21 protein-coding genes and 1 tRNA gene are annotated in these 22112 nt (G+C 67.0%); 11 read left to right on the top strand and 11 right to left on the bottom strand.

The genetic code is table 11. From position 1 onward, the window contains the following. Window positions 1-42 precede the first annotated feature (42 nt). The 3 genes from ACFE65_RS14335 to ACFE65_RS14325 form a co-directional block, all read right to left on the bottom strand. Complete coding sequence (locus ACFE65_RS14335; protein WP_375383048.1) at window positions 43-1881, bottom strand: TonB-dependent receptor plug domain-containing protein; 1839 nt, start codon at window positions 1879-1881, stop codon at window positions 43-45. Window positions 1882-2174: 293 nt separating this feature from the next. Next, window positions 2175-2624 carry a DUF6968 family protein gene (locus tag ACFE65_RS14330; RefSeq protein WP_375383047.1) on the bottom strand — a complete coding sequence of 150 codons (450 nt, stop codon included), beginning with the start codon at window positions 2622-2624 and terminating at the stop codon, window positions 2175-2177. Window positions 2625-2717: 93 nt separating this feature from the next. Beyond that, a complete protein-coding gene (locus ACFE65_RS14325) occupies window positions 2718-3179 on the bottom strand; it encodes a hypothetical protein (protein ID WP_375383046.1) in 462 nt (153 codons plus the stop codon). A gap of 291 nt (window positions 3180-3470) precedes the next feature. On the opposite strand from ACFE65_RS14325, the gene ACFE65_RS14320 reads away from it, so the two are divergent. The 4 genes from ACFE65_RS14320 (at window position 3471) to ACFE65_RS14305 (ending at window position 8520) form a co-directional block, all read left to right on the top strand. Beyond that, the gene (locus ACFE65_RS14320; RefSeq protein ID WP_375383045.1) at window positions 3471-3854 is read left to right on the top strand and encodes a YsnF/AvaK domain-containing protein; all 384 of its coding nucleotides are present in this window, start codon (window positions 3471-3473) and stop codon (window positions 3852-3854) included. 15 nt (window positions 3855-3869) lie between these two features. Then, window positions 3870-4514 carry an OmpA family protein gene (locus tag ACFE65_RS14315; RefSeq protein ID WP_375383044.1) on the top strand — a complete coding sequence of 215 codons (645 nt, stop codon included), beginning with the start codon at window positions 3870-3872 and terminating at the stop codon, window positions 4512-4514. Between the two features lie 36 nt (window positions 4515-4550). Continuing rightward, window positions 4551-5405, top strand: coding sequence for a YsnF/AvaK domain-containing protein (locus ACFE65_RS14310; RefSeq protein ID WP_375383043.1), 855 nt, complete (start codon window positions 4551-4553; stop codon window positions 5403-5405). Between the two features lie 766 nt (window positions 5406-6171). Continuing rightward, complete coding sequence (locus ACFE65_RS14305; RefSeq protein ID WP_375383042.1) at window positions 6172-8520, top strand: DUF3772 domain-containing protein; 2349 nt, start codon at window positions 6172-6174, stop codon at window positions 8518-8520. A gap of 10 nt (window positions 8521-8530) precedes the next feature. On the opposite strand, the gene ACFE65_RS14300 is transcribed toward ACFE65_RS14305, so the two are convergent. From ACFE65_RS14300 to ACFE65_RS14285, 4 genes are all read right to left on the bottom strand, one after another. After that, entirely contained in the window at window positions 8531-9307 is a 777-nt protein-coding gene (locus ACFE65_RS14300) for a 3'(2'),5'-bisphosphate nucleotidase CysQ (protein ID WP_375383041.1), read from the bottom strand. After that, window positions 9304-11247: a sulfate adenylyltransferase subunit CysN gene (cysN, locus tag ACFE65_RS14295; protein ID WP_375383040.1), complete on the bottom strand. Its 1944-nt coding sequence runs from the start codon at window positions 11245-11247 to the stop codon at window positions 9304-9306. Before cysN ends, ACFE65_RS14300 begins: the two co-directional genes overlap by 4 nt. Before the next feature lie 52 nt (window positions 11248-11299). Further along, window positions 11300-12223: a sulfate adenylyltransferase subunit CysD gene (gene cysD / locus ACFE65_RS14290; RefSeq protein ID WP_375383039.1), complete on the bottom strand. Its 924-nt coding sequence runs from the start codon at window positions 12221-12223 to the stop codon at window positions 11300-11302. Between the two features lie 139 nt (window positions 12224-12362). Next, window positions 12363-12439: transfer RNA gene (locus tag ACFE65_RS14285), tRNA-Pro, on the bottom strand. Window positions 12440-12569: 130 nt separating this feature from the next. Here ACFE65_RS14285 and pnuC point away from each other — a divergent pair. The 3 genes from pnuC (at window position 12570) to lepA (ending at window position 15591) form a co-directional block, all read left to right on the top strand. Beyond that, entirely contained in the window at window positions 12570-13151 is a 582-nt protein-coding gene (gene pnuC, locus ACFE65_RS14280) for a nicotinamide riboside transporter PnuC (protein ID WP_375383038.1), read from the top strand. Continuing rightward, window positions 13148-13681, top strand: a complete 534-nt coding sequence (locus tag ACFE65_RS14275; protein ID WP_375383037.1) for an AAA family ATPase — start codon at window positions 13148-13150, stop codon at window positions 13679-13681. Before pnuC ends, ACFE65_RS14275 begins: the two co-directional genes overlap by 4 nt. Window positions 13682-13767: 86 nt before the next feature. Further along, window positions 13768-15591 (top strand): translation elongation factor 4, encoded by a 1824-nt coding sequence (gene lepA, locus ACFE65_RS14270; RefSeq protein WP_375383036.1) that lies wholly within the window; start codon window positions 13768-13770, stop codon window positions 15589-15591. A gap of 186 nt (window positions 15592-15777) precedes the next feature. Here lepA and ACFE65_RS14265 read toward each other — a convergent pair whose 3' ends face one another. Then, complete coding sequence (locus ACFE65_RS14265) at window positions 15778-16227, bottom strand: cupin domain-containing protein (protein WP_375383058.1); 450 nt, start codon at window positions 16225-16227, stop codon at window positions 15778-15780. Window positions 16228-16273: 46 nt separating this feature from the next. Between ACFE65_RS14265 and ACFE65_RS14260 the strand changes: the two genes are divergently transcribed. Then, window positions 16274-16618, top strand: coding sequence for a hypothetical protein (locus tag ACFE65_RS14260; protein WP_375383035.1), 345 nt, complete (start codon window positions 16274-16276; stop codon window positions 16616-16618). Window positions 16619-16621: 3 nt separating this feature from the next. Here ACFE65_RS14260 and ACFE65_RS14255 read toward each other — a convergent pair whose 3' ends face one another. Next, a complete protein-coding gene (locus ACFE65_RS14255; protein ID WP_375383034.1) occupies window positions 16622-17092 on the bottom strand; it encodes a DUF3617 domain-containing protein in 471 nt (156 codons plus the stop codon). A gap of 128 nt (window positions 17093-17220) precedes the next feature. Between ACFE65_RS14255 and ACFE65_RS14250 the strand changes: the two genes are divergently transcribed. Together ACFE65_RS14250 and ACFE65_RS14245 are read left to right on the top strand one after the other, a co-directional pair. Next, on the top strand, window positions 17221-17643 hold the full coding sequence (locus tag ACFE65_RS14250) for a DoxX family protein (RefSeq protein ID WP_375383033.1): 423 nt from the start codon (window positions 17221-17223) through the stop codon (window positions 17641-17643). Window positions 17644-17653: 10 nt separating this feature from the next. Beyond that, the gene (locus ACFE65_RS14245; RefSeq protein WP_375383032.1) at window positions 17654-19972 is read left to right on the top strand and encodes an ATP-dependent helicase; all 2319 of its coding nucleotides are present in this window, start codon (window positions 17654-17656) and stop codon (window positions 19970-19972) included. Window positions 19973-19988: 16 nt separating this feature from the next. On the opposite strand, the gene ACFE65_RS14240 is transcribed toward ACFE65_RS14245, so the two are convergent. Both ACFE65_RS14240 and ACFE65_RS14235 read right to left on the bottom strand, forming a co-directional pair. Beyond that, window positions 19989-21344 (bottom strand): FAD/NAD(P)-binding protein, encoded by a 1356-nt coding sequence (locus ACFE65_RS14240; RefSeq protein ID WP_375383031.1) that lies wholly within the window; start codon window positions 21342-21344, stop codon window positions 19989-19991. Window positions 21345-21357: 13 nt separating this feature from the next. After that, window positions 21358-21615 (bottom strand): DUF6356 family protein, encoded by a 258-nt coding sequence (locus tag ACFE65_RS14235; RefSeq protein WP_375383030.1) that lies wholly within the window; start codon window positions 21613-21615, stop codon window positions 21358-21360. Window positions 21616-21808: 193 nt separating this feature from the next. Here ACFE65_RS14235 and ACFE65_RS14230 point away from each other — a divergent pair, with 193 nt between their 5' ends. Beyond that, entirely contained in the window at window positions 21809-22096 is a 288-nt protein-coding gene (locus ACFE65_RS14230; protein WP_375383029.1) for a DUF2231 domain-containing protein, read from the top strand. The last annotated feature ends 16 nt before the right edge of the window (window positions 22097-22112 follow it).

The raw sequence follows: 22112 nt of genomic DNA, 5'->3' as shown, positions 1-22112 counted from the left end.
TCGTCTTCAAGCTCAACAACCCTTTCCAAACCTGGTTCTCATCTAGCAAACGGACATGTCAGAGCTTCCTCCAGGTTGCCAGAGCAATTGGAACAGGCCCTGGCTACCGAGCGCGAAGGGGGATAGTCCGGCAGCGGCGCTCGTCTGGAACTGGCGGATGTTCTGCTGGACGTTGAAGAACAACTGCTCGTGGCTCGTCGCGTCCCACAGGCCGCCCACCTCGGGCAGGAAGGCCTTGCTGGTGTTCAGCTTGCCCACCGGCAGGCCGATCGAGCCGGTGAACGAGCCCGGGATCGGCTGCACCGGCACAGCCTGCGTCGCCATCTGGAAGGTGCTCTTGAAGCCGGCCTGGATCGTCACGGCGGGCAGGATCTTCCAGGCGTCCTGGATGTGCGTCTGGATTTCGTCGACGCGTACCTGGCTGCCGTATTGGGTAATGAGCGGCGCCTCGTAATCGCCCGGGCGCGTGTAGGGCGACGACGGCGCGCTCGCGCTGACGGCGTACCAGCGACGGTAGGCCGACGAGGCCTGATGCTCGTACCAACCACCAAGCTCGATCTGGTGGTTGCCGAGGTCTAGCCGCAGCGTGGACAGCAGGCCCTCGCGGTTGATCCGGTACTCGGTGGTGCGCGCCGCCAGGCTGGACCCGCCGAAGATGGTCGACAGCCGCGCAAGGTTGGCCGCCGAGGTCGGACTGCTGCCCGCCGCACCCGGATAATAAAAGGAGAACAGCTGTGGCAGACCCGCCGCAGTGATCGGACCCGCGACGACGCCGACGCCGACGCCGTCGTCGTGGTGGAAATAGCCCTGGTTGATCCAGTGGACGCGATCCGACACGTGCCAATCGTATTTGATGTATCCCAGATAGTCGGTGCGCTGCGCATCGCTGTAGTAGTTGCTGTAGTTCGAGCCTGCTGCGGCATAGGTCGGCGCGCCGTTATAGGCGAGCTGGCCGGCGTAATATTGCTGGGACGCGGCGAAGTTCGGGTACAGGAACGGGCGCGCATAGGGCTGATAGGACTGTGCCGCGGAAACGACGGTCGCGTCCTCGTTCGGTTCAGCCTTGTCCGAATAGGAGAAGAAGACGTCGAGCCGTCCCGTCGGGTCCTCATGGACCAGCTTGGCGTCGGCCTGATAGCCGCCCTGCTGGCCGTTGAAGTCCCAGGCGCGCGCCTTTTGACGGAGGCCGGAGACGTACAGCCTCGTGTTCTGGCCGATGTCGCCGCTGTCGATGCGGGCATAGGTGCGAAACGCGTCGTAGCTGCCGACGACCTGCTCGATCGTCGCACCCGCGGTCGGCTTGGGATCGGACGAGAAGGTGTCGATCGTGCCGCCCAGATTGCTCGTCGACGGCGTGCCGAGATCGCCCGCGCCGCTCGCCAGCGTCACCCGGCCGACATCCTCCGAGATGATCGCGCGCTGCGGCGAGAGGCCGTTGTAATTGCCGTACTGCTGGTCGCCGAGCGGCAATCCGTCGAGCGTGTAGCCGAGCTGCTGCTGGTTGAAGCCGTGGATGAACAGTGAGATGTTCTGCTCGTTGTTGCCCCATGGATCGGCGGTCAGGTAGGTGACGCCGGGTAGCGTCTGCAACGCCTTCAACGGACTGATGCCGGGCAGGATCTTCTGGATCTCGGCGCCCGACACCTGCGACACGGCGCGAGTCGTCGTGCCGGTTACGACGATGTCGCCCGGCGACGTATCGGCTGCGGGGGCCGCGGTCGCCTGTCCCGCGTTCGTGGTCGACCCGCTCTCCGGCGGCGCAACGGGCGGCGTGGTGGCAGGAGCCGTGCCGGTGACCTGCGCGACGGCTGGCGCGGCCAGGAAGACACTCAGCACGGACACGCCCGCGTTCAGCCGCTGCATCGCCAACCGGTTCGTCATCACGTCATGCTCCCGCCGGCGGCTTGCCGGCTGGCCAGTCCCGTATGGCGGCTCCGCGACAGATCGCGGTCAGTCCGGTGACACTGATGTGACTAGGGCTTGCTGGCGATGAAAATGCCCTGGCCGGCGGCGGGTGTCGTCTGCTTGCAAGGGCCCAGCTCCGCAAGCGAAGCTCTTGCGGAAACGCAGGCGGAGGTCGTCTGCGTGCGTTGCTGGAGAACTGCCGTTCGATCGGCGACAGAGTACGACGTACGACCACTACGGCCTGGTTCCGCGTACAGCCTTATCGACAGCTACGACGATGCCGCTCTTGAACGCCGCTTGTTCGCGACGATCGTCTCAAGAGCTTTCTCCCTCTCCGCCGTCACGTAATGTTCCATCCGTTTACGGAACGCGGCGCCGAGCATGCCTGGGCCAAGCCCTGCGCGCGGGAACCCATCGTCCAACCTGAGCAACGTGCCGGTACCCGTGTACTCACTCTCTGGAAACATCGACCATTCGATACCGCTTTTGTCCAGGTCGTAGCCGATACCGTGCAGCGCGGATACCAGAGCTTGGACGCCGTCCACGCCGCCGGGCGATCGTTCTTTCAGCGCCAGCGCGGGACAGTCGGTGTGGAATGTATAACGACAAGACCAATTATCTCGATCGTCCACTTCGGGCGCATGAAGTTTGATCGAGACTTCGACTTCGACCCCGTCGACGACGCCGTAAACCGACCGTTCGGCAATGAGTGTCGTCATCTTCCATGGCCTGCTGTGAGGTACCCTCGATAATACGTCGTCCGACTGCGGTCCATGCGAAACGGACACTCCATCAACGTCGTTCGGCGAATTTCAACCCGAGCCCGGGCTTTCCTGCTCTTCCTCGTAAGCGGCGTCGGTACCGACCTTGCCCAGCACCTCGGCCTGCGCGATGCCGTTGGTCTCGACGACCTGGAACGCACGGCCACCGGCGCTGACGGCATGAGGTTCGTACGTCGGCGCGGTCCAGGCGCTCGACTCGCGCTCGGCGCCGTCCGAGCTGTCGGACCCGGTCGCCGCGTTGGGAGCATCGCCGCCCTGCTCGCCGGCCTGTCCACCGCCGTGATAGCCGATCTCGGTCTGGCCACCGTGGCCCATGAAGCCGCCGCCGGTCGGCTCCTTGCCGCTATGCGGGTTGTCATAGCCGCCGCCACCGCTCTCGCCACCCGGCGTCCGACCACTCACCTCGGCACTGCCGCCCGGCGATCCCGAAACACCGTCCGGCTCTCCCTTGTCCGGTCCACCGCCGCTCACCGGCATCTCCACCTTGCTCATCGATCTTCCTTCCGAACGTTGTGGGACACCAACAGTTCAAGACGGAAGGAAGTGCCGTCCGAGCCGCCGATACCGGATAGTGGCGGTGCGGTACGATCCGGAAACGACAGCGGCGGTGCCAAGCCGACAAAAGGCCGCAAAGTTTTACGGCCGCGCCGGAACCCCAGTTTACCCAAGGTGTTAACGCACCGTCCTGCCAAAGAGGCGGGATGTCGCACGGGCGGCGTAAGGTTCAAAGCCAGATCGCGAGGAAGCCACGCCCGGTGGTCTCGCAGCCAGGATCCGCTTCTAATGGCCGACCCCGACGATCGTTCGCTCCGCATCCCCATCTTCGAAGAATCTGCCACCATCGATAAGGTGAGGGTGCAGACCGACGCGGTCCGCATCCGAACCTCTGTGGAGGAGCGCGACGTATCTGTTGAGGAGGTACTCACCCAAGGCGCGCTGAAGATCGAGCGGTTCAAGCTCGATCGGGAAATCGAGGTTGCGCCGCCCGTTCGTGAAGACGGCAACGTCACGATCATCTCGCTCGTCGAGGAACGATTGGTTGCCGAAAAGCGGCTCTTCGTCGTCGAGGAAATCCACATCACTCGGGAGGTGGTTCAGGAGCGGGTCGCGATCCCGGTTACGCTACGCGCCATGCGCGCGACGATCGAGCGTCCAAAAGACCTATAAACAGGGAGATTACCATTGGCTGATCCGAACGACACGCGCGGTGCATCGCCGCGTGAAATCCACATAGAGAAGAAGGCGACGAACTGGCTGGCCTGGATCGCGTTGATTCTGGGTATCCTTGCGGCGTTGCTGGCACTCAGCCGCTGCAATCGCCACGATGCTGCCGTCGTCGCACCGGCACCGACCGAGACCGCCTCGTCGACGCCGCCCGTCGCGATCAAGCATGTCGCGCTTCCCGGCGGCAAGACGGTCGATCTCGCGCCGCAGACGCTGAATTACGACTTGCAGGCGTTCCTCGCCAGCAATGCCGCGGCGCCCCGGACCTTCACCTTCGACAAGCTCAACTTCGACACCGCCTCGGCGCAGATCAAGGACGACGACAAGCCGACGCTGTCCGCGTTGTCGCAGATCCTCGCTGCCTATCCCAAGGCGACCGTTCGCCTGGTCGGCTATGCCGATACGCGGGGCAGCGACGCCACCAACGTCAAACTTGGTGCCGATCGTGCCGCCGCCGTGGGCAGTGCGTTGACCGCGTCCGGCATCGCAGCCGGTAGGATCAGCACCGCAAGCGGTGGCGACGCCAATCCGGTCGCCAGCAATGCGACCGCGGGCGGCCAGGCGCAGAACCGTCGTACCGAGCTGGTCGTCACGGCCAAGTAATCCCATTTTCGTCCCGTAACCTACAGGAGACTATTCATGACCCGTACGATTACCGCACTGTTCGACAAGCGTGCCGATGCCGAGGCCGCCGAGGCTCGCCTCAAGGCCTCTAATGTCGATGCCGGCCATGTCCGCATCCTCGATCAGTCGAGCCAGGGCTACAGCGCCGACAAGAACTCGACCCATGCCGACGTGGGCATGTGGTCGTCGGTCAAGAACGCCTTCCTCCCCGACGAGGACCGCCACACCTATGAGGAGGGCGTCCGTCGTGGTGGCTTCCTGCTGACCGCGGATGTCGGCGAGGAGCATGTTGAGACGGCGGTGAAGGTGCTCGAGGAGGCCGACACGGTCGACATCGACGAGCGCTCCAACCAGTGGCGCGAGTCGGGCTGGAACACACCCGGCGCGGCAACGGGAGCCGGCGCTGCGGCATACGCCTATGGCAGCGAGACGACCTCCGCCAAGACCGGTCTAGGCACCGACTATGCGGACACCAACGTCGCTGGCGAGCAGGTCGTGCCGATCGTCGAGGAGCAGCTCGTCGTCGGCAAGCGCGAGGTCGATCGTGGCGGTGCGCGGGTTCGCTCCTACGTCACGGAGACGCCGGTCCATGAGCAGATCAAGCTGCGCGACGAGAAGATCAGCATTCAGCGTCGTGCGGTCGACCGGCCACTGACGGATGCCGACGACGCGTTTCGCGAGCGCACGATCGACATGACTGCGACCGGCGAGGAAGCGGTGGTTGGCAAGACCGCGCGCGTCGTCGAGGAAGTCGTCGTCAGCAAGACGACGGGCGAGCGCGTCGAGCAGATCGACGACACCGTCCGCCGCACCGACGTCGAGATCGAGGAGGACAAGGCCGCTTCGATCGACCCCGCCTACAAGCGCTGATGATGCACGTGCCGCGCGGGATCGGTCCCGCGCGGCGCTCACCGCCAGCCCGACAACTATGAAAAGGACGCAGAGGATGATCTCGGTTCTGTGTCCGTTTTTTGGACTTCGACAAACTCCATCCACGATGCCAGCGCCGAAGATGTCTTGAGCCAAGAGCTCTGGGCACGCATGAACGAGGCGTTTCCTGACCTGCCCGGTGCCAGGTTTAGTTTGGACCGGAGTGGCGGCGGCCACCTCCTCCCGATTATAGACCAGACGCTCGCTTTCGCTTTCCCCGTCTCGGCAAGCATGGCCTCTAGCTTGAAATTGCCGTCCTCCGGCGTCTGATCCACCACACGCGTCTTGATCCCCGACTATGATAACATGGCCCGTACGGTTGTTTTGCAGTCTACTCCCTGATCGCGGGTGTGGCGCTGACCCCGGCGAGGTCATCATCCGCGGCAACCTTGTCGGCGATCACCTGCTGGTGGACGAACATAGCGGCCGCCTCTGCGGCATCATCGATCTTCAGCGATGTCGCACTCGGCGACCCCGCGCATGATCTCCACGGCTTCCAGCCCTGTGGCGCGACGGCTGCGAGCCACGCCGTCAAGACCGATGGACAGGTCGATGCCGATCCGACCCTCCGGCTTCGGTTGCGGGACAGCGCTCCCGCTCCTGCCCGACGCCTGTAGATCGAACCGTGCCAGAACGCACCCGACCGCCTAGTGCGTGTCCGATGAGAACCGCTCGGCGACGATCGCTGGCGCTGCTAGGCGCCCTGTTGACATTGTTCTACGCGACCGGCGCCTGCGCGCAGGACACGTCGCTGGCCGACCTGTCACGCGAGTTGGCTCAGGCGGAGACGGACGTCGGGTCTGTGGATCGGGCGCTCGACGGCAAGGTGGATGCCGCGCAGACCAAGCTGCTGCGCGCCAAGGCGACCGCGGCCGGCGGCTCGGCGGCTGACGCGGCGGGACAGCTTCAGCAGCAGGCGGCGCTGGTCGAGGCACGTGCAGCGCAGCTCGGCCCGGTGACGCCCGGCGTCGCCGAGACGCCGGACATCAAGGCCCAGCGAGCCAATATCGCAGGTCAGCGGGTCGCGATCGGCTCGGCGGTAAAACGCGCGCGCTTGGTCGAGGTCGAGGCTCAGCAGATGGTCGACGAGATCGATCGCAGCCAGGCCGAACAACTGGGTCAGAAACTCTCCACGCACTATATCTCGCCGGTCGCGCCCGTGTTCTGGGCCAACGTGCTGGCGGCGGCGCCACGCGACCTGCGCCGGATGACGGCGTTCTTCGCAGAGGCCTCCGACGCGTGGCGCGTACAATGGCAGCGCTCGTTCCCGTGGACCGCGCTCGCCGGGGCGCTGCTAGCGCTGGTGCTCCTGTTCCCGGCACGGTTGCTGGCAAGGCGGGCGGGCCAGCGGTTCCTGGTCGACGGGACGCCCGGCAATCGGGTGCGACGGTCCGGTTATGCGCTGTGGCGGGTGATGGTGGGGACCGTCGCCCCGCTCTTGGCCGCCGTCAGCGTGGTGCAGGGGGCAGACTGGTCGGGCCTCGTGCCCGCGAGTTGGCGCGACCTGCTCGACACGATGGTCACGGCGGCGGGGTTCGCAGGCTATGTCGTCGCGCTCGCGGGCGCGGTGCTCCTCCGGTCCCAGCCCTCCTGGCGGGTCGTGCCGATCGACGACGACGCAGCCAAGCGCCTGCGCCCGATCGGCTGGCTGCTTGCGGCGGTGGCCGCGTCGGGGAGGACGTGGGGCGCCTTCAACCAAGCGGTCGGCGCCAGCACCCCGGCATTGGTCGCGACGCAAGCGATCGAGGCGTTGCTGCACCTCGTCCTCATCGCCGGGTCCCTCGTCATCCTCGGCCGCCTCCGGTCGGCGCGGGTCGCCGGCGACGATCCGGCGGCGGAGCATGTCGGCGCAGGCGTCGGGCTGTTCGCGCTCGTCGGCTGGATCGTCGTCGTGACGGCGCTCGTCTCGCTCGTGACGGGCTACATCGGGTTCAGCCTGTTCCTCGGCCAGGTCTTCATTTGGGCAGCGATCCTGGCGGTCAGCGTCTATCTGCTCTCGACGGCGGTGGACGATCTCGCCACCAGCGTTTTCGCCCGTGGGAGCCGGACCGCCGGGGTCCTCACCGGGGCGCTCGGGATCCGGGCGAGCGCGATTGACCAGTTCGGCGTCCTGTTGTCGGGCGTAACCCGGGTGGCGCTGATCGTCCTCGCGCTGGGCTTGCTCCTCTCGCCGTTCGGCGCGGGCGACAGCATCATGTCGATCTTCGGTCGGCTGGGCGTGCTCAGCCAGGGCCTGGAGGTCGGCGGCATCGCGATCTCACCGGGCGCGGTGTTGCGCGGCGTCGTCGTGCTGCTGATCGGGCTCGGCCTGCTTCGCGTCTTCATGAGCTGGCTCGATCGACGGTATCTGCCGATCACCGATCTCGACGGGAGCGGCCGCAATTCGGTGAGCCTCGTCGCGCGCTATGTCGGCACCGCCATCGCCTTCATCTGGGCGCTCGCCTCGCTCGGGATCGGCGTGGAACGGATCGCGCTGCTGCTGTCCGCCTTGTCGGTCGGCATCGGCTTCGGCCTGCAGGCGATCACGCAGAACTTCATTTCCGGTCTGATCCTGCTGGCGGAGCGGCCGATCAAGATCGGTGACCTGATCCGCGTCGGCAACGACGAGGGCGACGTGCGGCGGATCAGCGTACGATCGACGGAGATCGAGCTTGCCGATCACTCGACCCTGATCGTGCCCAACTCGGAACTCATCACCAAGTCAGTCCTCAACAAGACGCTGGCCGGGCCGCTGGGACGTATACAGGTCCAGTTCTCCGTGCCGATCCAGGCTGACGTCGAGCAGGCCCGCCTTCTGACGCTCGCGGCGTTCGCGGCGGTGCCGGATGTGCTGACTGAGCCCGCGCCGGTGGCGTTCGTCGACTCGATCGTGGACGGGCGCGTGCTGTTCAACTGCTTCGGCCACGTCGCGAGCCCGCGCACCGCCTATCCGACCCGCAGCCTCGTGCTGCTGACCCTCATGCGCGATCTGCGCCGGGCCGGGATCGAGATGGGGTCCGTACCGCGACGGTTGGAGCTCATCCCGCCTCCGACGCCGTTGCGCGAAGGCGGATAGCCGACGGTCCTCAGCTACCCGATCGACCGCCAGCGAGTTCTCGGACGATGGCCAGAACGTCTTCCGCGAACTCCGGCCGGCAGATCAGCAGATCGGGCACGTAGGTATCGTGCGCATTGTAGCGGAGCGGACTGCCATCGACCCGGCTGACGTGGAGGCCGGCAGCCGCAGCCACCGCGACGGGCGCGCAATTGTCCCATTCATATTGGCCGCCGGTGTGGAGGTAGATCTCCGCCTCGCCGCGCACGACGGCGATCGCCTTCGCACCGGCCGATCCCATCGGGATCAGCTCGCCTCTGAGCCGCTCCGCGACCGCGATGGCTTCGGCCGCCGGGCGCGTGCGGCTGACCACCATGCGCGGCGGATGGCGCAAGGCGGGTAGGGGAGGGCTCGATCCGGACGATAGCGTCAACCCGACCGCGGGCAATGCGACCGCGCCGATAGTCGCGACGCCATCGACGGCAAGCCCGACATGCACCGCCCAGTCGTCGCGCCCCTCGCCATATTCGCGCGTGCCGTCGAGCGGGTCGACGATCCATACGCGATCCTGCCCCAGGCGCGACCCGTCGCAACTCATCTCCTCCGACAACAGGCCGTCGTCGGGCCTGAGCGCGCGCAACGCGTGGACGAGGAACGCGTTCGCCGTGTGGTCGCCGGCCGCGCCCAGCGCTCCGGCCTCGAACATCCCGGCCGACCTGACCGACACCAGCAGCTTGCCCGCCACCTCGGCGAGCCGGACCGCCAGATCGACGTCGCTCAGTACGCGACCCGGCGACGCGTCGATCATTTCAGCGGCAGGATCTGGCGGACGATGAAGTCCGCGGCCTCGGCCGGGGTCATCGTTGCGGTGTCGACGACGATCTCGGGCGACAGCGGCGGCTCGTACGGGCTGTCGATGCCGGTGAAATTGGCGAGCTGACCGGCGCGGGCTTTGCGGTACAGGCCCTTGACGTCGCGTTCCTCCGCGACCGCCAGCGCGGTATCCACGAAGATCTCGATGAACTCGCCGGCGGGCAGCATCTCGCGCACCATCTGGCGTTCGGCGCGGAACGGCGAGATGAAGGCAGTCAACACGATCAGCCCGGCATCGGCCATCAGCCGCGCGACCTCTCCCACCCGCCGGATGTTCTCGATTCGATCCGCTTCCGTGAAGCCCAGGTCCTTGTTCAGGCCGTGGCGCACGTTGTCGCCGTCCAGCAGGAAGGTGTGGCGGTTCATGAGGTTGAGCCGCTTCTCGACCTCGTTGGCGATGGTCGACTTGCCGGCGCCGGACAGGCCGGTGAACCACAGTACGCGCGGCGTCTGGTTCTTCAGTCGGGCGTGTTCGGCGCGGTCAACGTCCGTCGGCTGCCAATGCACGTTCTGCGCGCGACGCAGCGCGAAGTGCAGCATGCCCGCAGCGACGGTCGCGTTGGTGATCTTGTCGATGAGGATGAAGCCGCCAAGGACGGTGTTCGGGGCGGCGCCGTCCTGGGCATAGGGCTCGAAGACGATCGGCCGATCTGTCGAGAGCTCCGCCACCCCGATCGCGTTCAGGTCCAGCGTTCGCGCCGCCAGATGCTCCATCGTGTTCACATTGATCTGGTATTTCGGCTCCCGCACCGTCGCGGCCACCGTCTGGGTGCCGAGCTTCAGCCAATAGGCGCGGCCGACGATCAGCGGCTCGTCCGCCATCCAGACGATCGTCGCCTCGAACTGGTCGGCTGTCGCCGGTGGTACGTCGGCGGCGGCGATGACCGACCCGCGCGAACAGTCGATCTCGTCCGTCAGCGACAGCGTGACGGACTGGCCCGCCACCGCCTCGTCGAGGTCGCCGTCCATCGTCGTGATCCGGCTGATCGTGGACGTCCGGCCGCCGGGAACCACGCGGATCGCGTCGCCCGGTCGCACGACGCCGCTTGCGATCTGGCCGGCGAACCCGCGGAAGTCGAGGTCGGGCCGGTTGACCCATTGCACTGCCATGCGGAAGGGCTTGGCCTGATCCTCGACTGCGCCAGCCTCGACGGTATCCAGATGCTCGATCAGCGTCGGGCCGTGATACCAAGGCGTAAGCTCCGAAGACGACGAGATATTGTCGCCCCGAAATCCGGAAATCGGCATCGGCACGAATCCGTCGATGCCGATGCCCGTCGCAAACGCGGCATAGTCCGCAACGATCGCATCGTAACGGACCTGATCATAGCCGATCAGGTCCATCTTGTTCACCGCCAACACGAAGTGGCGGATACCGATGAGGTGCGCGAGGTAGGAATGGCGGCGCGTCTGCGTCAGGATGCCCTTGCGCGCATCGACCAGCATGACGGCCAGGTCCGCGGTCGATGCCCCCGTCACCATGTTGCGAGTGTATTGCTCGTGTCCGGGCGTGTCGGCGACGATGAACTTGCGCCGCTCGGTCGAGAAGAAGCGGTACGCCACGTCGATGGTGATGCCCTGCTCGCGCTCGGCGGCGAGGCCGTCCACCAGCAGCGCGAAGTCGATCTCCTGGCCCTGCGTGCCCACGCGCCGGCTGTCCGCCACCAGCGCCTCGAGCTGGTCGTCGAAGATCATCTTGCTGTCGTACAGCAGGCGCCCGATCAGCGTCGACTTGCCGTCATCCACCGAGCCGCAGGTGATGAACCGCAGCATCGTCTTGTTCCGGTGGCCATCGAGATAGGAATCGATGTTCTGCTCGATCAGCGCATCGGCTTGATAAGCGGGATCGGTGTCCGCCGTGGTCCGATACATCATCGGCCCCGGCTTTTGGGGAACCGACGGGCCCCGGAGGAATGCGACCGCCTCATCAGAAATACCCCTCGCGCTTCTTGGTCTCCATGCCAGCGCCACCCGCATCGCGATCGATCGCGCGGCCCTGGCGCTCGCTCGTCGTGGTCAGCAGCGTCTCCTGGATCACCTCGCGCAGCGTCGCGGCGCTGCTCTCCACGGCGCCGGTGAGGGGATAGCATCCCAGCGTGCGGAAGCGGATCGACCGCTCGACCGGCACTTCGCCCGGCCGCAACGGGAAGCGGTCATCGTCGACCATCAGCAACATGCCGTCCCGCTCCACGGTCGGGCGCGGCGCTGCAAAATAGAGCGGGACGATCGGCACGTCATGACGCTGGATGTACTGCCAGACGTCGAGTTCCGTCCAGTTGCTGATCGGGAACACACGGACCGACTCGCCGCGGTTCTTGCGCGCGTTGTACAGGTTCCAGAGCTCGGGGCGCTGGGTCTTGGGGTCCCATCCATGGCTGGCGGTGCGGAACGAGATGATCCGTTCCTTGGCGCGCGATTTCTCCTCGTCGCGCCGGGCCCCGCCGAACGCCGCGTCGAAGCCGTGCAGCGTCAGCGCCTGTTTCAGCCCCTCCGTCTTCCACAGGTCGGTATGGAGCGCGCCATGGTCGAACGGGTTGATCCCGCGTGCGAGCGCATCGGGGTTGCGATGGACCAGCAACTCCATCCCGCTCTCGGCCGCCACGCGGTCGCGCAATTCGTACATCGCTCGGAACTTCCACGTCGTGTCGACATGCAGCAGCGGAAAAGGCGGCGACGACGGATAGAAGGCGCGTTGCGCAAGGTGCAGCATCACCGCCGAATCCTTGCCGACGGAATAGAGCATCACCGGCCGCTCGGCTTCCGACACCACCTCACGCATGATGTGGATCGCTTCCGCTTCCAGGCGGTCGAGGTGGGTCAGTGTCGTCGCCATGGTCGCCGCGGTCTCCACCGCTCGTTTGCCTGCGCGAACGGATGGCGGGCAATCAAGACTTTCTTCGCCCGACATCGCCTGGGCTGCAGGCGAGACCGAGGACGGAAGCCACAAGAAGCACGATGGTGAAGGAGTCCGGCCGGTCGCCGGTGTCCGATGGTCGGGGAGAGAGGATTCGAACCTCCGGCCCCTGCCTCCCGAAGGCAGTGCTCTACCAGGCTGAGCTACTCCCCGACGGAGTACCCGATCGCCGGCGGCGCCCGAGTGCTTGGAGGCGCGCCTATAGTAAGCCACCGCGAGCGGCGCAAGCGGCAAGCGGCGCAGGCCGTTGGCGTTCCGGCATGAGCGCGCTAGCAGGTGAGGCGTGACGACGATTGAATGGCTCGCGCTTGTGCTCGGCATCGCCTGCGTGGTGCTGGGCGTGAGGCGCAACGTGGGGACGTTCCCGACGGGGATCGGGTCGGTGGTGCTGGTCGGCGTGCTGGCGACGCGCGGACGATTGTACAGCGACGCGCTTCTCCAGCTCTTCTACATCGGCGCCAACGTCTACGGCTGGATCAACTGGGCTCGGTCACGCGAACGGGACGGGGCGGTCGTGGTGGAGGACATGACCACCGTGTCCCGTGTCCGCTGGGCGGCCGCATCGTTGGTGGTGATCGTCCTGTGGGGCGGCGCGATGGCGCGCTTCACCGATGCGGCGTTTCCGTGGTGGGACGGCGGCGTGACCGTCGCCAGCATGGCCGCGCAACTGCTGATGGCGCGCCGATGCTGGGAGAACTGGCTGGTCTGGATCGCGGTGGACCTGGCTGCGGTGCCGCTTTACCATGCCAAGAACCTCGACCTGGTGGCGATCCTCTACGTGATCTACCTCGCGCTCTCGATCTGGGGCCTGCGTGATTGGCGGCGGATCGCGCGGGCGGCGCGTGTCGGGTCCGGGCCCGCATGACGCTGCGCACCATCTGCCTCCATGGGCCGGAGAGCACCGGCAAGTCGACGATCGCGCCTCGCCTAGCCGACCACTTCCACTCGACCTGCATCGCCGAGTTCGGCCGTACCTATTGCGAGGCGTTCGGCACCGACCTGACGATGGCGGACCTCATCATGATCGCGACCGCGCATGACGCCAAGACGCGCGCCGCGGTGACGGCCGGTAGCTTTCCGGTCATCCTCGACACCGATCCCCTGATGAGCGCGGTGTGGGCCGACATGATGTTCGGCCGCCGCGATCGGTGGTTCGATGCATGGGGCAACACGGCGGACCTCTATCTGCTGTTCGACATCGACCTTCCGTGGCAACCGGACGGCACCCGCATGTTCGGCACGCTCGCCGAGCGGCAGCGGTTCTTCGACCTGTCGAGAGCCGAACTGGAGCGGCGTGGCGTCCGGTGGGAGCTGGTGTCGGGGCAGGGGGAGCGCCGCTGGCTGAACGCGCTGGAGGCGATCCGCCGGGCCGACCCCGCGCGGGTCGGAGCCTGATCGGCAGGCGGCACACCGCCGCCTTTGGCTTTGCGCCCCCGCGATGCTAACGGCGGGGCTTCCCGCCAGAGGCAGCCCCCGCACCCGTGTCCACGCCCCAGAACCGTATCCGCAACTTCTCGATCATCGCGCATATCGACCATGGCAAGTCGACGCTCGCTGACCGGCTGATCCAGGCCACCGGCGGGCTGACCGATCGCGAGATGAGCGAGCAGGTCCTCGACAACATGGACATCGAGAAGGAACGCGGGATCACCATCAAGGCGCAGACGGTGCGCCTGGCCTACAAGGCGTCGGACGGCGAGACGTACGAGCTCAACCTGATGGACACGCCGGGCCACGTCGACTTCGCCTATGAGGTGTCGCGCAGCCTGGCGGCCTGCGAGGGCGCGCTGCTGGTGGTGGATGCGGCGCAGGGCGTGGAGGCGCAGACGCTCGCCAACGTCTATCAGTCGATCGAGCACAATCACGAGATCGTGCCCGTCATCAACAAGATCGACCTGCCGAGCGCCGACCCCGAGAAGGTGCGCAAGGAGATCGAGGACGTCATCGGGCTCGACGCGTCGGATGCGGTGCTCGCGTCGGCCAAGTCGGGCATCGGCATCGCCGAGGTGCTGGAGGCGGTGGTCCGCCGTATCCCGCCGCCCACGGGCGATCCCGACGCGCCGTTGCAGGCGATGCTGGTCGACAGCTGGTACGACCCATATCTGGGGGTCGTCATCCTCGTGCGGATCGTCGACGGCGTGCTCAAGAAGGGCCAGCAGGTCACCTTCATGCAGGCGGGCACGCAGCATCTGGTCGACCGCGTCGGCTGTTTCCGCCCCAAGATCGAGCAGCTCGGCGAGCTGGGCGCGGGCGAGATCGGCTTCATCACCGCGCAGATCAAGGACGTGGCGCAGGCGCGCGTCGGCGACACGCTGACCGACAGCAAGCGCCCGGCGGCCAGCGCGCTCCCGGGATTCAAGGAAGTGCAGCCGGTCGTCTTTTGTGGGCTGTTCCCAGTCGATGCCAACGACTTCGAGAAGCTTCGTGAAAGCATTTCGAGGCTGCGGCTCAACGATGCGAGCTTCTCGTTCGAGATGGAGACCAGCGCGGCGCTCGGCTTCGGCTTCCGCTGCGGCTTCCTGGGGCTGCTCCACCTGGACATCATCCAGGAGCGGCTCACCCGGGAATATGATCTCGACCTCATCACCACCGCGCCGTCGGTGGTGTACGAGATCGAGCTGGCGCATGCCGATCCGTCGGGGAACAAGCATCTGGAGCTCCACAACCCGGCCGACATGCCCGATCCCAGCCGGATCGCGATCATCAGCGAGCCATGGATCGAGGCGACGATCTATGTCCCCGACGAGTATCTCGGCAGCATCCTGAAGCTGTGCCAGGACCGGCGCGGCATCCAGAAGAACCTGACGTACGTGGGCGGCCGCGCGCAGGTGACGTACGAGCTGCCGTTGAACGAGGTGGTGTTCGATTTCTACGACCGGTTGAAGTCGCTGTCCAAGGGCTATGCGAGCTTCGACTATCACCAGATCGGCTATCGCGAGGGGGACCTCGTCAAGATGGGCATCCTGGTCAACGAAGAGGCGGTCGACGCGCTCAGCATGATCGTCCATCGCAGCACCGCGGAGGTGCGCGGGCGCGGCATGGTCGAGCGGCTGAAGGAACTGATCCCCCGCCACCTGTTCAAGATCCCGATCCAGGCGGCGATCGGCGGCAAGGTGGTCGCCCGCGAGACGATCAGCGCGATGCGCAAGGACGTCACCGCGAAATGCTACGGCGGCGACGCGACCCGCAAGCGCAAGCTGCTCGACAAGCAGAAGAAGGGCAAGCTCAAGATGCGCGAGTACGGCTCGGTCAGCATCCCGCAGGAGGCGTTCATCGCGGCGCTCAGGATGGGCGACGACGCCTGAAGGTTGGCCCGAGATCGGGAACGGCGGCCGGCGTCGGTCGTTACAGTTGCTCAACCAACGGGAGGATGATCGATGGGCAAGGGCATTTTGCTGTGGGTGCTGGGCATTCCGTTGCCGATCATCATCCTGCTGCTGATCTTCTGGCATTGACGGACACGGGCTCGCGCGCCTGACCGGCGGGATCGTTCATCCTGGCGACCATCCCGGCGAGGCGAGTTCGAAACCCGCAAAGTCGAACCCGGGCACGACGACGCAGCTGACCAGCGACCAGCCGTCGGTCGCCTCGGCCTCTTGCCAGGCTCCAGCCGAGACCAGAACCTGCGGCGCGTGACCGGCCAGGATGTCGGTGCCCAGTCTGTGGTCCGTGATGGTGTCGCAGTCTGCGATCCGCAGCGACATCGGCGTGCCCACATGCCATAGCCAAAGCTCGTCCGCGTCGACCCGGTGCCAGTGCGACCTCTGCCCGTGATCCAGGAGAAAGTGGATCGCGGTCAGCGCATCGCGGCCGCCGCCGGGTGCGGGACGGCGCACCGTCTCGCGGTACCAGCCGCCTTCCGGATGCGGCCGAAGGTCCAGCCGCTCGATGATCTGCGCTGGGGTGATTTCCTGTCTCCTGATCGGGAACGCACGATCCATTGCTTTGTTATTGCTGCAGCGCAGCAGGACTTGTAGGTTGGCCGACATGAAACTCACGTCAAGCGAGGATCGCGCGGTGCCGTCCGCCGCGGCTCCGGCCATCATCCTTGAGGCGATCGTCCGGCAGTTCTCCGTGGCGGCCACGTACAACATGGCACAGGTAACGCTCGCGCCGCACGTCCTCTATACGCGTCATGGCGAGTTGCACGTCGATGCGATCACGGTCGAGCGGGACGGAAAGCCGCCCAAGGAAGTGAAGATCGGGACGTTCAGGCTGTCCGGTCTCGGCGCGTTGCGGGTAACGCCGCGGCACTTCGTTCCCAGCAAGATCTTCGATCCGAACGACGAGCGGTACAAGGACGTGACGTTGATGGCGGTAGAGCGAAGCTGACGGCTACTCGCCCGGCTTGCACGGCCCCGTGAGGCTGCCCGTCATCCGCCCGTTGAAGCCCATCGTCCCGTTCTCGTCCGGCGATACGGTGGTGAAGGTCAGGTCGTAGCTGCCGGCGGTATATGTTCCCGCGATGGTCAATCGTCCCGGCGGGAAGGCTGCTCCCTGCGGCGGACAATGCCCCGTGATCGCGACGCGTCCGGCCGCGACGGATGTCTGATCCAGCGTACAGTCGTGCACGAGGTCGCGCGCGAGCCAGGCGGCCGGCTGCATAGCCATCTCGGGCGTCAGGCACGTCGTCTCGCTGGTGATCTCACCCACCGGCAGGTCGTGCAGCACGCGGCCATCGAGCGTGGCCGAGACCGGCGTATTGGTGAAGCGCCAGGCGCCGGGCGAGAGCGGCGGCGCGGGTGCGGCGCCGGCGAGCAGCAGCAGCGGCGCGGCGAACAACGGGCGAGCGGACTGGGGTGACATGGGCAGGCTCCTGGATTGCGGCAGCGATACGCGATGATCCACCGCTTCGTCACGCCCGACGTGATCCGGGGTCCCGCTCTGAGCTTCGGCATGCGATGACACCGGTGTCGGCGGTACGAGGAAAGAACATGACGGACGGCAGGGCACGACGGATCGCGCGCGGGGCGCTGGCGCTGTTCTATGCGGTCGCGGGTGTGGCGCACCTGCTGGCAACGGACGCGATGGTCCGGATCACGCCCGCCTGGGTGCCGTTCCCGCACGCCGTGGTGATCGCGACCGGGCTGTGCGAACTCGCCGGCGCCGCCGGGCTGATGACGCGGCGATGGCGGGTGGCGGCGGGCTGGAGCCTTGCGCTCTATGCCGTCTGCGTCTTCCCCGCCAACATCAAGCACGCGATCCACGATCTGGGCAGCGGCACCGGGCTTGGCCTCGGCTATCACGGCCCCCGCCTGCTGCTCCAGCCGTTGATCGTCTGGTGGGCGCTATGGGCGTCCGGTGCCATCGACTGGCCGCTTGCCCGACGGCTTGCCCCGAGGGTCCGCGTTCCCTAGCTGTTCACGCATGAACGCCCCCGTCCAGCTCGCCGGTCAGACCCAGGACCCGCCCTATCTGTCCGGCCTCAACCCCGAGCAGCGCGATGCGGTGATGACTACCGACGGCCCAGTGCTGGTTCTGGCGGGCGCGGGCACGGGCAAGACGGCGGCGCTGACCGCGCGGCTGGCGCATCTGCTCTACACGCGGCGCGCCTGGCCGAGCGAGATCCTGTCCGTCACCTTCACCAACAAGGCCGCACGCGAGATGCGCGAGCGCGTCGGGCGGCTGGTGGGTGACGTGGTCGAGGGGATGCCGTGGCTCGGCACCTTCCACGCGATCGGCGCCAAGATGCTGCGCCGCCATGCCGAACTGGTGGGGCTGCAGAGCAATTTCACGATCCTCGACACCGACGATCAGCTCCGCCTGATGAAGCAGCTGATCCTCGCCGCCGATATCGACGAGAAGCGCTTTCCGGCGCGCAGCGTGGCGGGGCTGATCGACGAGTGGAAGAACAAGGGGCTCACCCCGCGCGAGATCGACGCGGGCGAGGCGGAACGGTTCGCCAACGGCAAGGGCGCGGACCTGTACGCGCGCTATCAGGACCGGCTGAAGGCGGTGAACGCCTGCGATTTCGGCGACCTGCTGCTCCACATGCTGGTGATCCTCAAGTCGCACCGCGAGGTGCTGGAACAGTATCAGCAGCGCTTCCGCTACATCATGGTGGACGAGTATCAGGACACCAACTCGGTCCAGTACCTCTGGCTGCGGCTGCTCGCGCAGGAGCGGCGCAACCTGTGCTGCGTCGGCGACGACGACCAGTCGATCTATTCGTGGCGCGGCGCGCAGGTCGAGAACATCCTGCGGTTCGAGAAGGACTTCCCGGGCGCCAAGATCATCCGGCTGGAGCAGAACTACCGCTCCACGCCGCACATCCTGGGCGCCGCGTCGGGCGTCATCGCCAACAACGGCGGGCGGCTGGGCAAGCAGTTGTGGACCGAGCTCGACGCGGGCGAGAAGGTGCGGGTGCTCGGCGTCTGGGACGGGCCGGAAGAGGCGCGCCGTGTGGCTGAGGAGATCGAGGGCCGCAAGCGCGATGGCGCCAGCCTCGACGACGTCGCGATCCTCGTGCGCGCGGGCCACCAGACCCGCGAGTTCGAGGACCGGTTCATCGCGATCGGCATGCCTTACCGCATCGTCGGCGGCTTCCGCTTCTACGAGCGCGCGGAGATCCGCGATGCGCTGGCCTATCTGCGCGTCGTCAACCAGCCCGCGGACGATCTGGCGTTCGAGCGGATCGTCAACGTGCCCAAACGCGGCCTGGGCGACAAGGCGCTGGCGCGAATCCACCAGCTCGCCCGCTCGACGGGCACGCCGCTGACCACCGCCGCGGCGCGCATCCTCGACACCGACGAGCTGACCCCGCAGGCGCGGCGCGCGCTCGGCAATCTGGTGGGCGACATCGCCCGCTGGCGCGACCGCGCGCGCGACCTGCCGCACCCCGAGCTCGCGCGCCAACTGCTCGACGAGAGCGGCTACACCGCGATGTGGCAGGCGGAGAAGTCAGCCGAGGCGGCGGGTCGTCTGGAGAACCTGAGCGAGCTCATCCGCGCGATGGAGGAATACGAGTCGCTCGGCGCCTTCCTGGAGCACGTCAGCCTCGTCATGGACAACGAGGGCGGGCCGCAGGAGCCGCAGGTCACGATCATGACGATCCACGCCGCCAAGGGGCTGGAGTTCGACACGGTGTTCCTCGCCGGCTGGGAGGAGGGGCTGTTCCCCTCGCAGCGGTCGCTCGACGAGGGCGGCACCGCCAGCCTGGAGGAGGAGCGCCGGCTGGCGTACGTCGCGATCACGCGCGCGCGGCGGCGGGCGTACATCCTCCACGCCGCCAACCGCCGCATCTATGGACAGTGGACGTCATCCATTCCCTCGCGCTTCGTCGCCGAGCTGCCGCCCGAACATATCGAGGCGGAGACGAGCATGGCGGGTGGCGAAAGCCTGTGGCGCGCTAATTGGTCCGAGCGTGCCGACCCGTTCGCCGACGTCGCGCGCGGGACGGGCAGGGGCCCGGGCTGGCAGCGCGCGGCCGGTGGCCTCGACCCCAAGAAGCCGGGGGGCGACTGGCAGCGCACCTTCACGACCGCACCCACCCGCATCGTCGAGAGCCGCGCGCCGGCGGTCAGCATCGGCAACAAGGGGCGCGCCGACCTGTCGGCCGGCATGCGCGTCTTCCACCAGAAGTTCGGCTATGGCGCGATCGCGCAGATCGAGGGCAACAAGCTGGAGATCGATTTCGAGAGTGCGGGCCGCAAGCGGGTGATGGACAGCTTCGTCACGCTGGGGTGAGAGGCTGTGGAGGGCGTTAGAGCCCTTCGCCCTCCACCCAATGCGCGTTGGACAGGCGACGGGCGAGATTCCATGTCTGCGTCCGGATGTCGGGCACCGCGACGATCTCCCAGAAGGCGCCGCGCGTTATCGGCCCCAGCGCGAACAGCCGACCGGTGACGGTGCCGTCGTTCCCGATCGTCGCGGCGCCGGCATCCACGTCGATGCCAAGATGCGCCGCGTCGGGTCTGATCTCGCCGCGCTCGACCAGCGTCCGCAACAGCGGCTCGTCCGTGCGCGCGAGGTCGCCCTGCGGCCCCGTACAATTGACGACGCGCCGCACGATCGTCTGCCGGGCCGAGTCTTCGCCGCGCGGACGCCAAGTGACGGCTACGCCATCTTCCTGCTCGGCGAAGGCGATCGTCTTGCCCGCGATCACCTCCAGCCGCCCGTCCGCCTGCATCGCCGCCAGTCGATCCGCCACCTGCGGCGCCAGCCGATGACGGTGGACGTCCCACCACGGCCGCAGGTGGCGCAGGAAGCGCGCGCGCTCCGCCTCGGTGGCGTTGGACCAGATCGCCTGGGTGAACGGCCGAAGCTCGTCGACCGCATGCCGCCAGCCCACCGCCTCGCTGCGCCGCCGCACCGCGCGGACCAGATCGGCGGCGGCCAGACGCGGCCGTTCGCGCAGCCGGTCGATTGCCGGTCCGCCGGCCTCGTGCCGCCGCGGCAGCAACCCTCGCCGCGACAGCGCGACCACCTTCCCGCGAAAGCCTCGCGCGTCGAGCATCAGCGCGACGTCGACCATCGTCAGCCCCGTGCCGATGACGAGCACAATATCGTCGTCCGACAGGCCGTCCGTCACCCCCGCGCCCCAAGGATCGGGGCTGTAGCGATCGGCCGACAGGTGGGCGCCACTCAGCCCTTGCGGCTCATGCGGCGGCAGGTTGCCGACGGCGAGCACGGCCGCGTCGGCGGCGATGCTGCGGCCATCCGTCAGGCGCACGTCGACGCTCGTGGAGCCGTCGATCACGTCGCACACCGCGCCGCGGACCAGCGTCAGCCGATCGGCCGCGTCACGCCGGACCCGGTCCAAAAGCTCGCCAAGATACACGCCATAGGTCAGCCGCGGCACGAAGGCGGTCGCGGCCTCCGCCACCCCGCGCGCCTCCAGCCAGCGGACGAAGTGGCCCGGATCGTCCGGAAACGCGCTCATGTTGCCCGCGCGCACGTTGAGCAGGTGGCTGGGATGCGCCGCGCCATAAGCGACGCCGCGCCCGGCCTCGTCCGCCCGCTCGATCAGGGTCGCGCGCGGTCCTTCGTGGCGCAGCAGGTTGATCGCCTGCAGCGTGCCCGAAAAGCCCCCGCCGACGATGGCGACATGCTCGATCATCGAACGGTGATGGTCAGATGTCGTACGTCAACTGCCATTCGGCAGCGGGGACCGTGTTGGCGCCGACGTCGCGCCGCTCGCCAAGACGGGCATGGAGCGTGCGGATCGCGTCGCTTCCGGTGCGGGTGAACAGGGCGGGGACGATCCCGTGGACCAGGCACGCCGCGCCCGCTGCGATCATCGTCGCACCGACCCGCAGCGCGACGCCCGCATGTTCGGGGTAGCTTTCGTCGACGCTGCGTGGGTGGTCGAAAAACAACCGATCGATCATGGCCTATCTCCTCGCGGGATGGGGCATACCGATCCCGGCGGCGCTTCGATACGGTCTTTCTGCGACCGGGCGCCACGATCGCGATCGACGCCACTATTGCTTTTTGACAAAAGCGCACGCGGGGCAAATCGGAACCCGGGCTAATTGAAGGACGTCTTGGCAACTATCCGGCAATTGCTGCGCCTGTCGAAGGATGTCCGCCTTGAGCGATCACCCGCCCGTACGAGTTTCGGTCGCTGGCCAACCGCTTTTCGGCGCATTGATGACGGTTCCTGCGGTCTGCTTTGTCGGCGCGCTGCTGACCGACATAACCTATTCGCGGTCACCCGACATGCAGTGGACGAACTTCTCCGCCTGGCTGCTCGCCTTCGCGGAGTTCTTCGGCGCGCTGGCGCTGCTCGTCGCGCTGATCGATCTTGGCCATGCGCGGGTGAGGGTGCTTCCGGGTAACTGCTCACGGGGTTGGCGCATGACGGCTTGATCAGGCGACTGCGAAG

This window comes from uncultured Sphingomonas sp., assembly GCF_964237335.1.
In the GTDB taxonomy this organism is placed as follows: domain Bacteria; phylum Pseudomonadota; class Alphaproteobacteria; order Sphingomonadales; family Sphingomonadaceae; genus Sphingomonas.
This window is presented reverse-complemented; position numbering and strand designations above follow the sequence as displayed.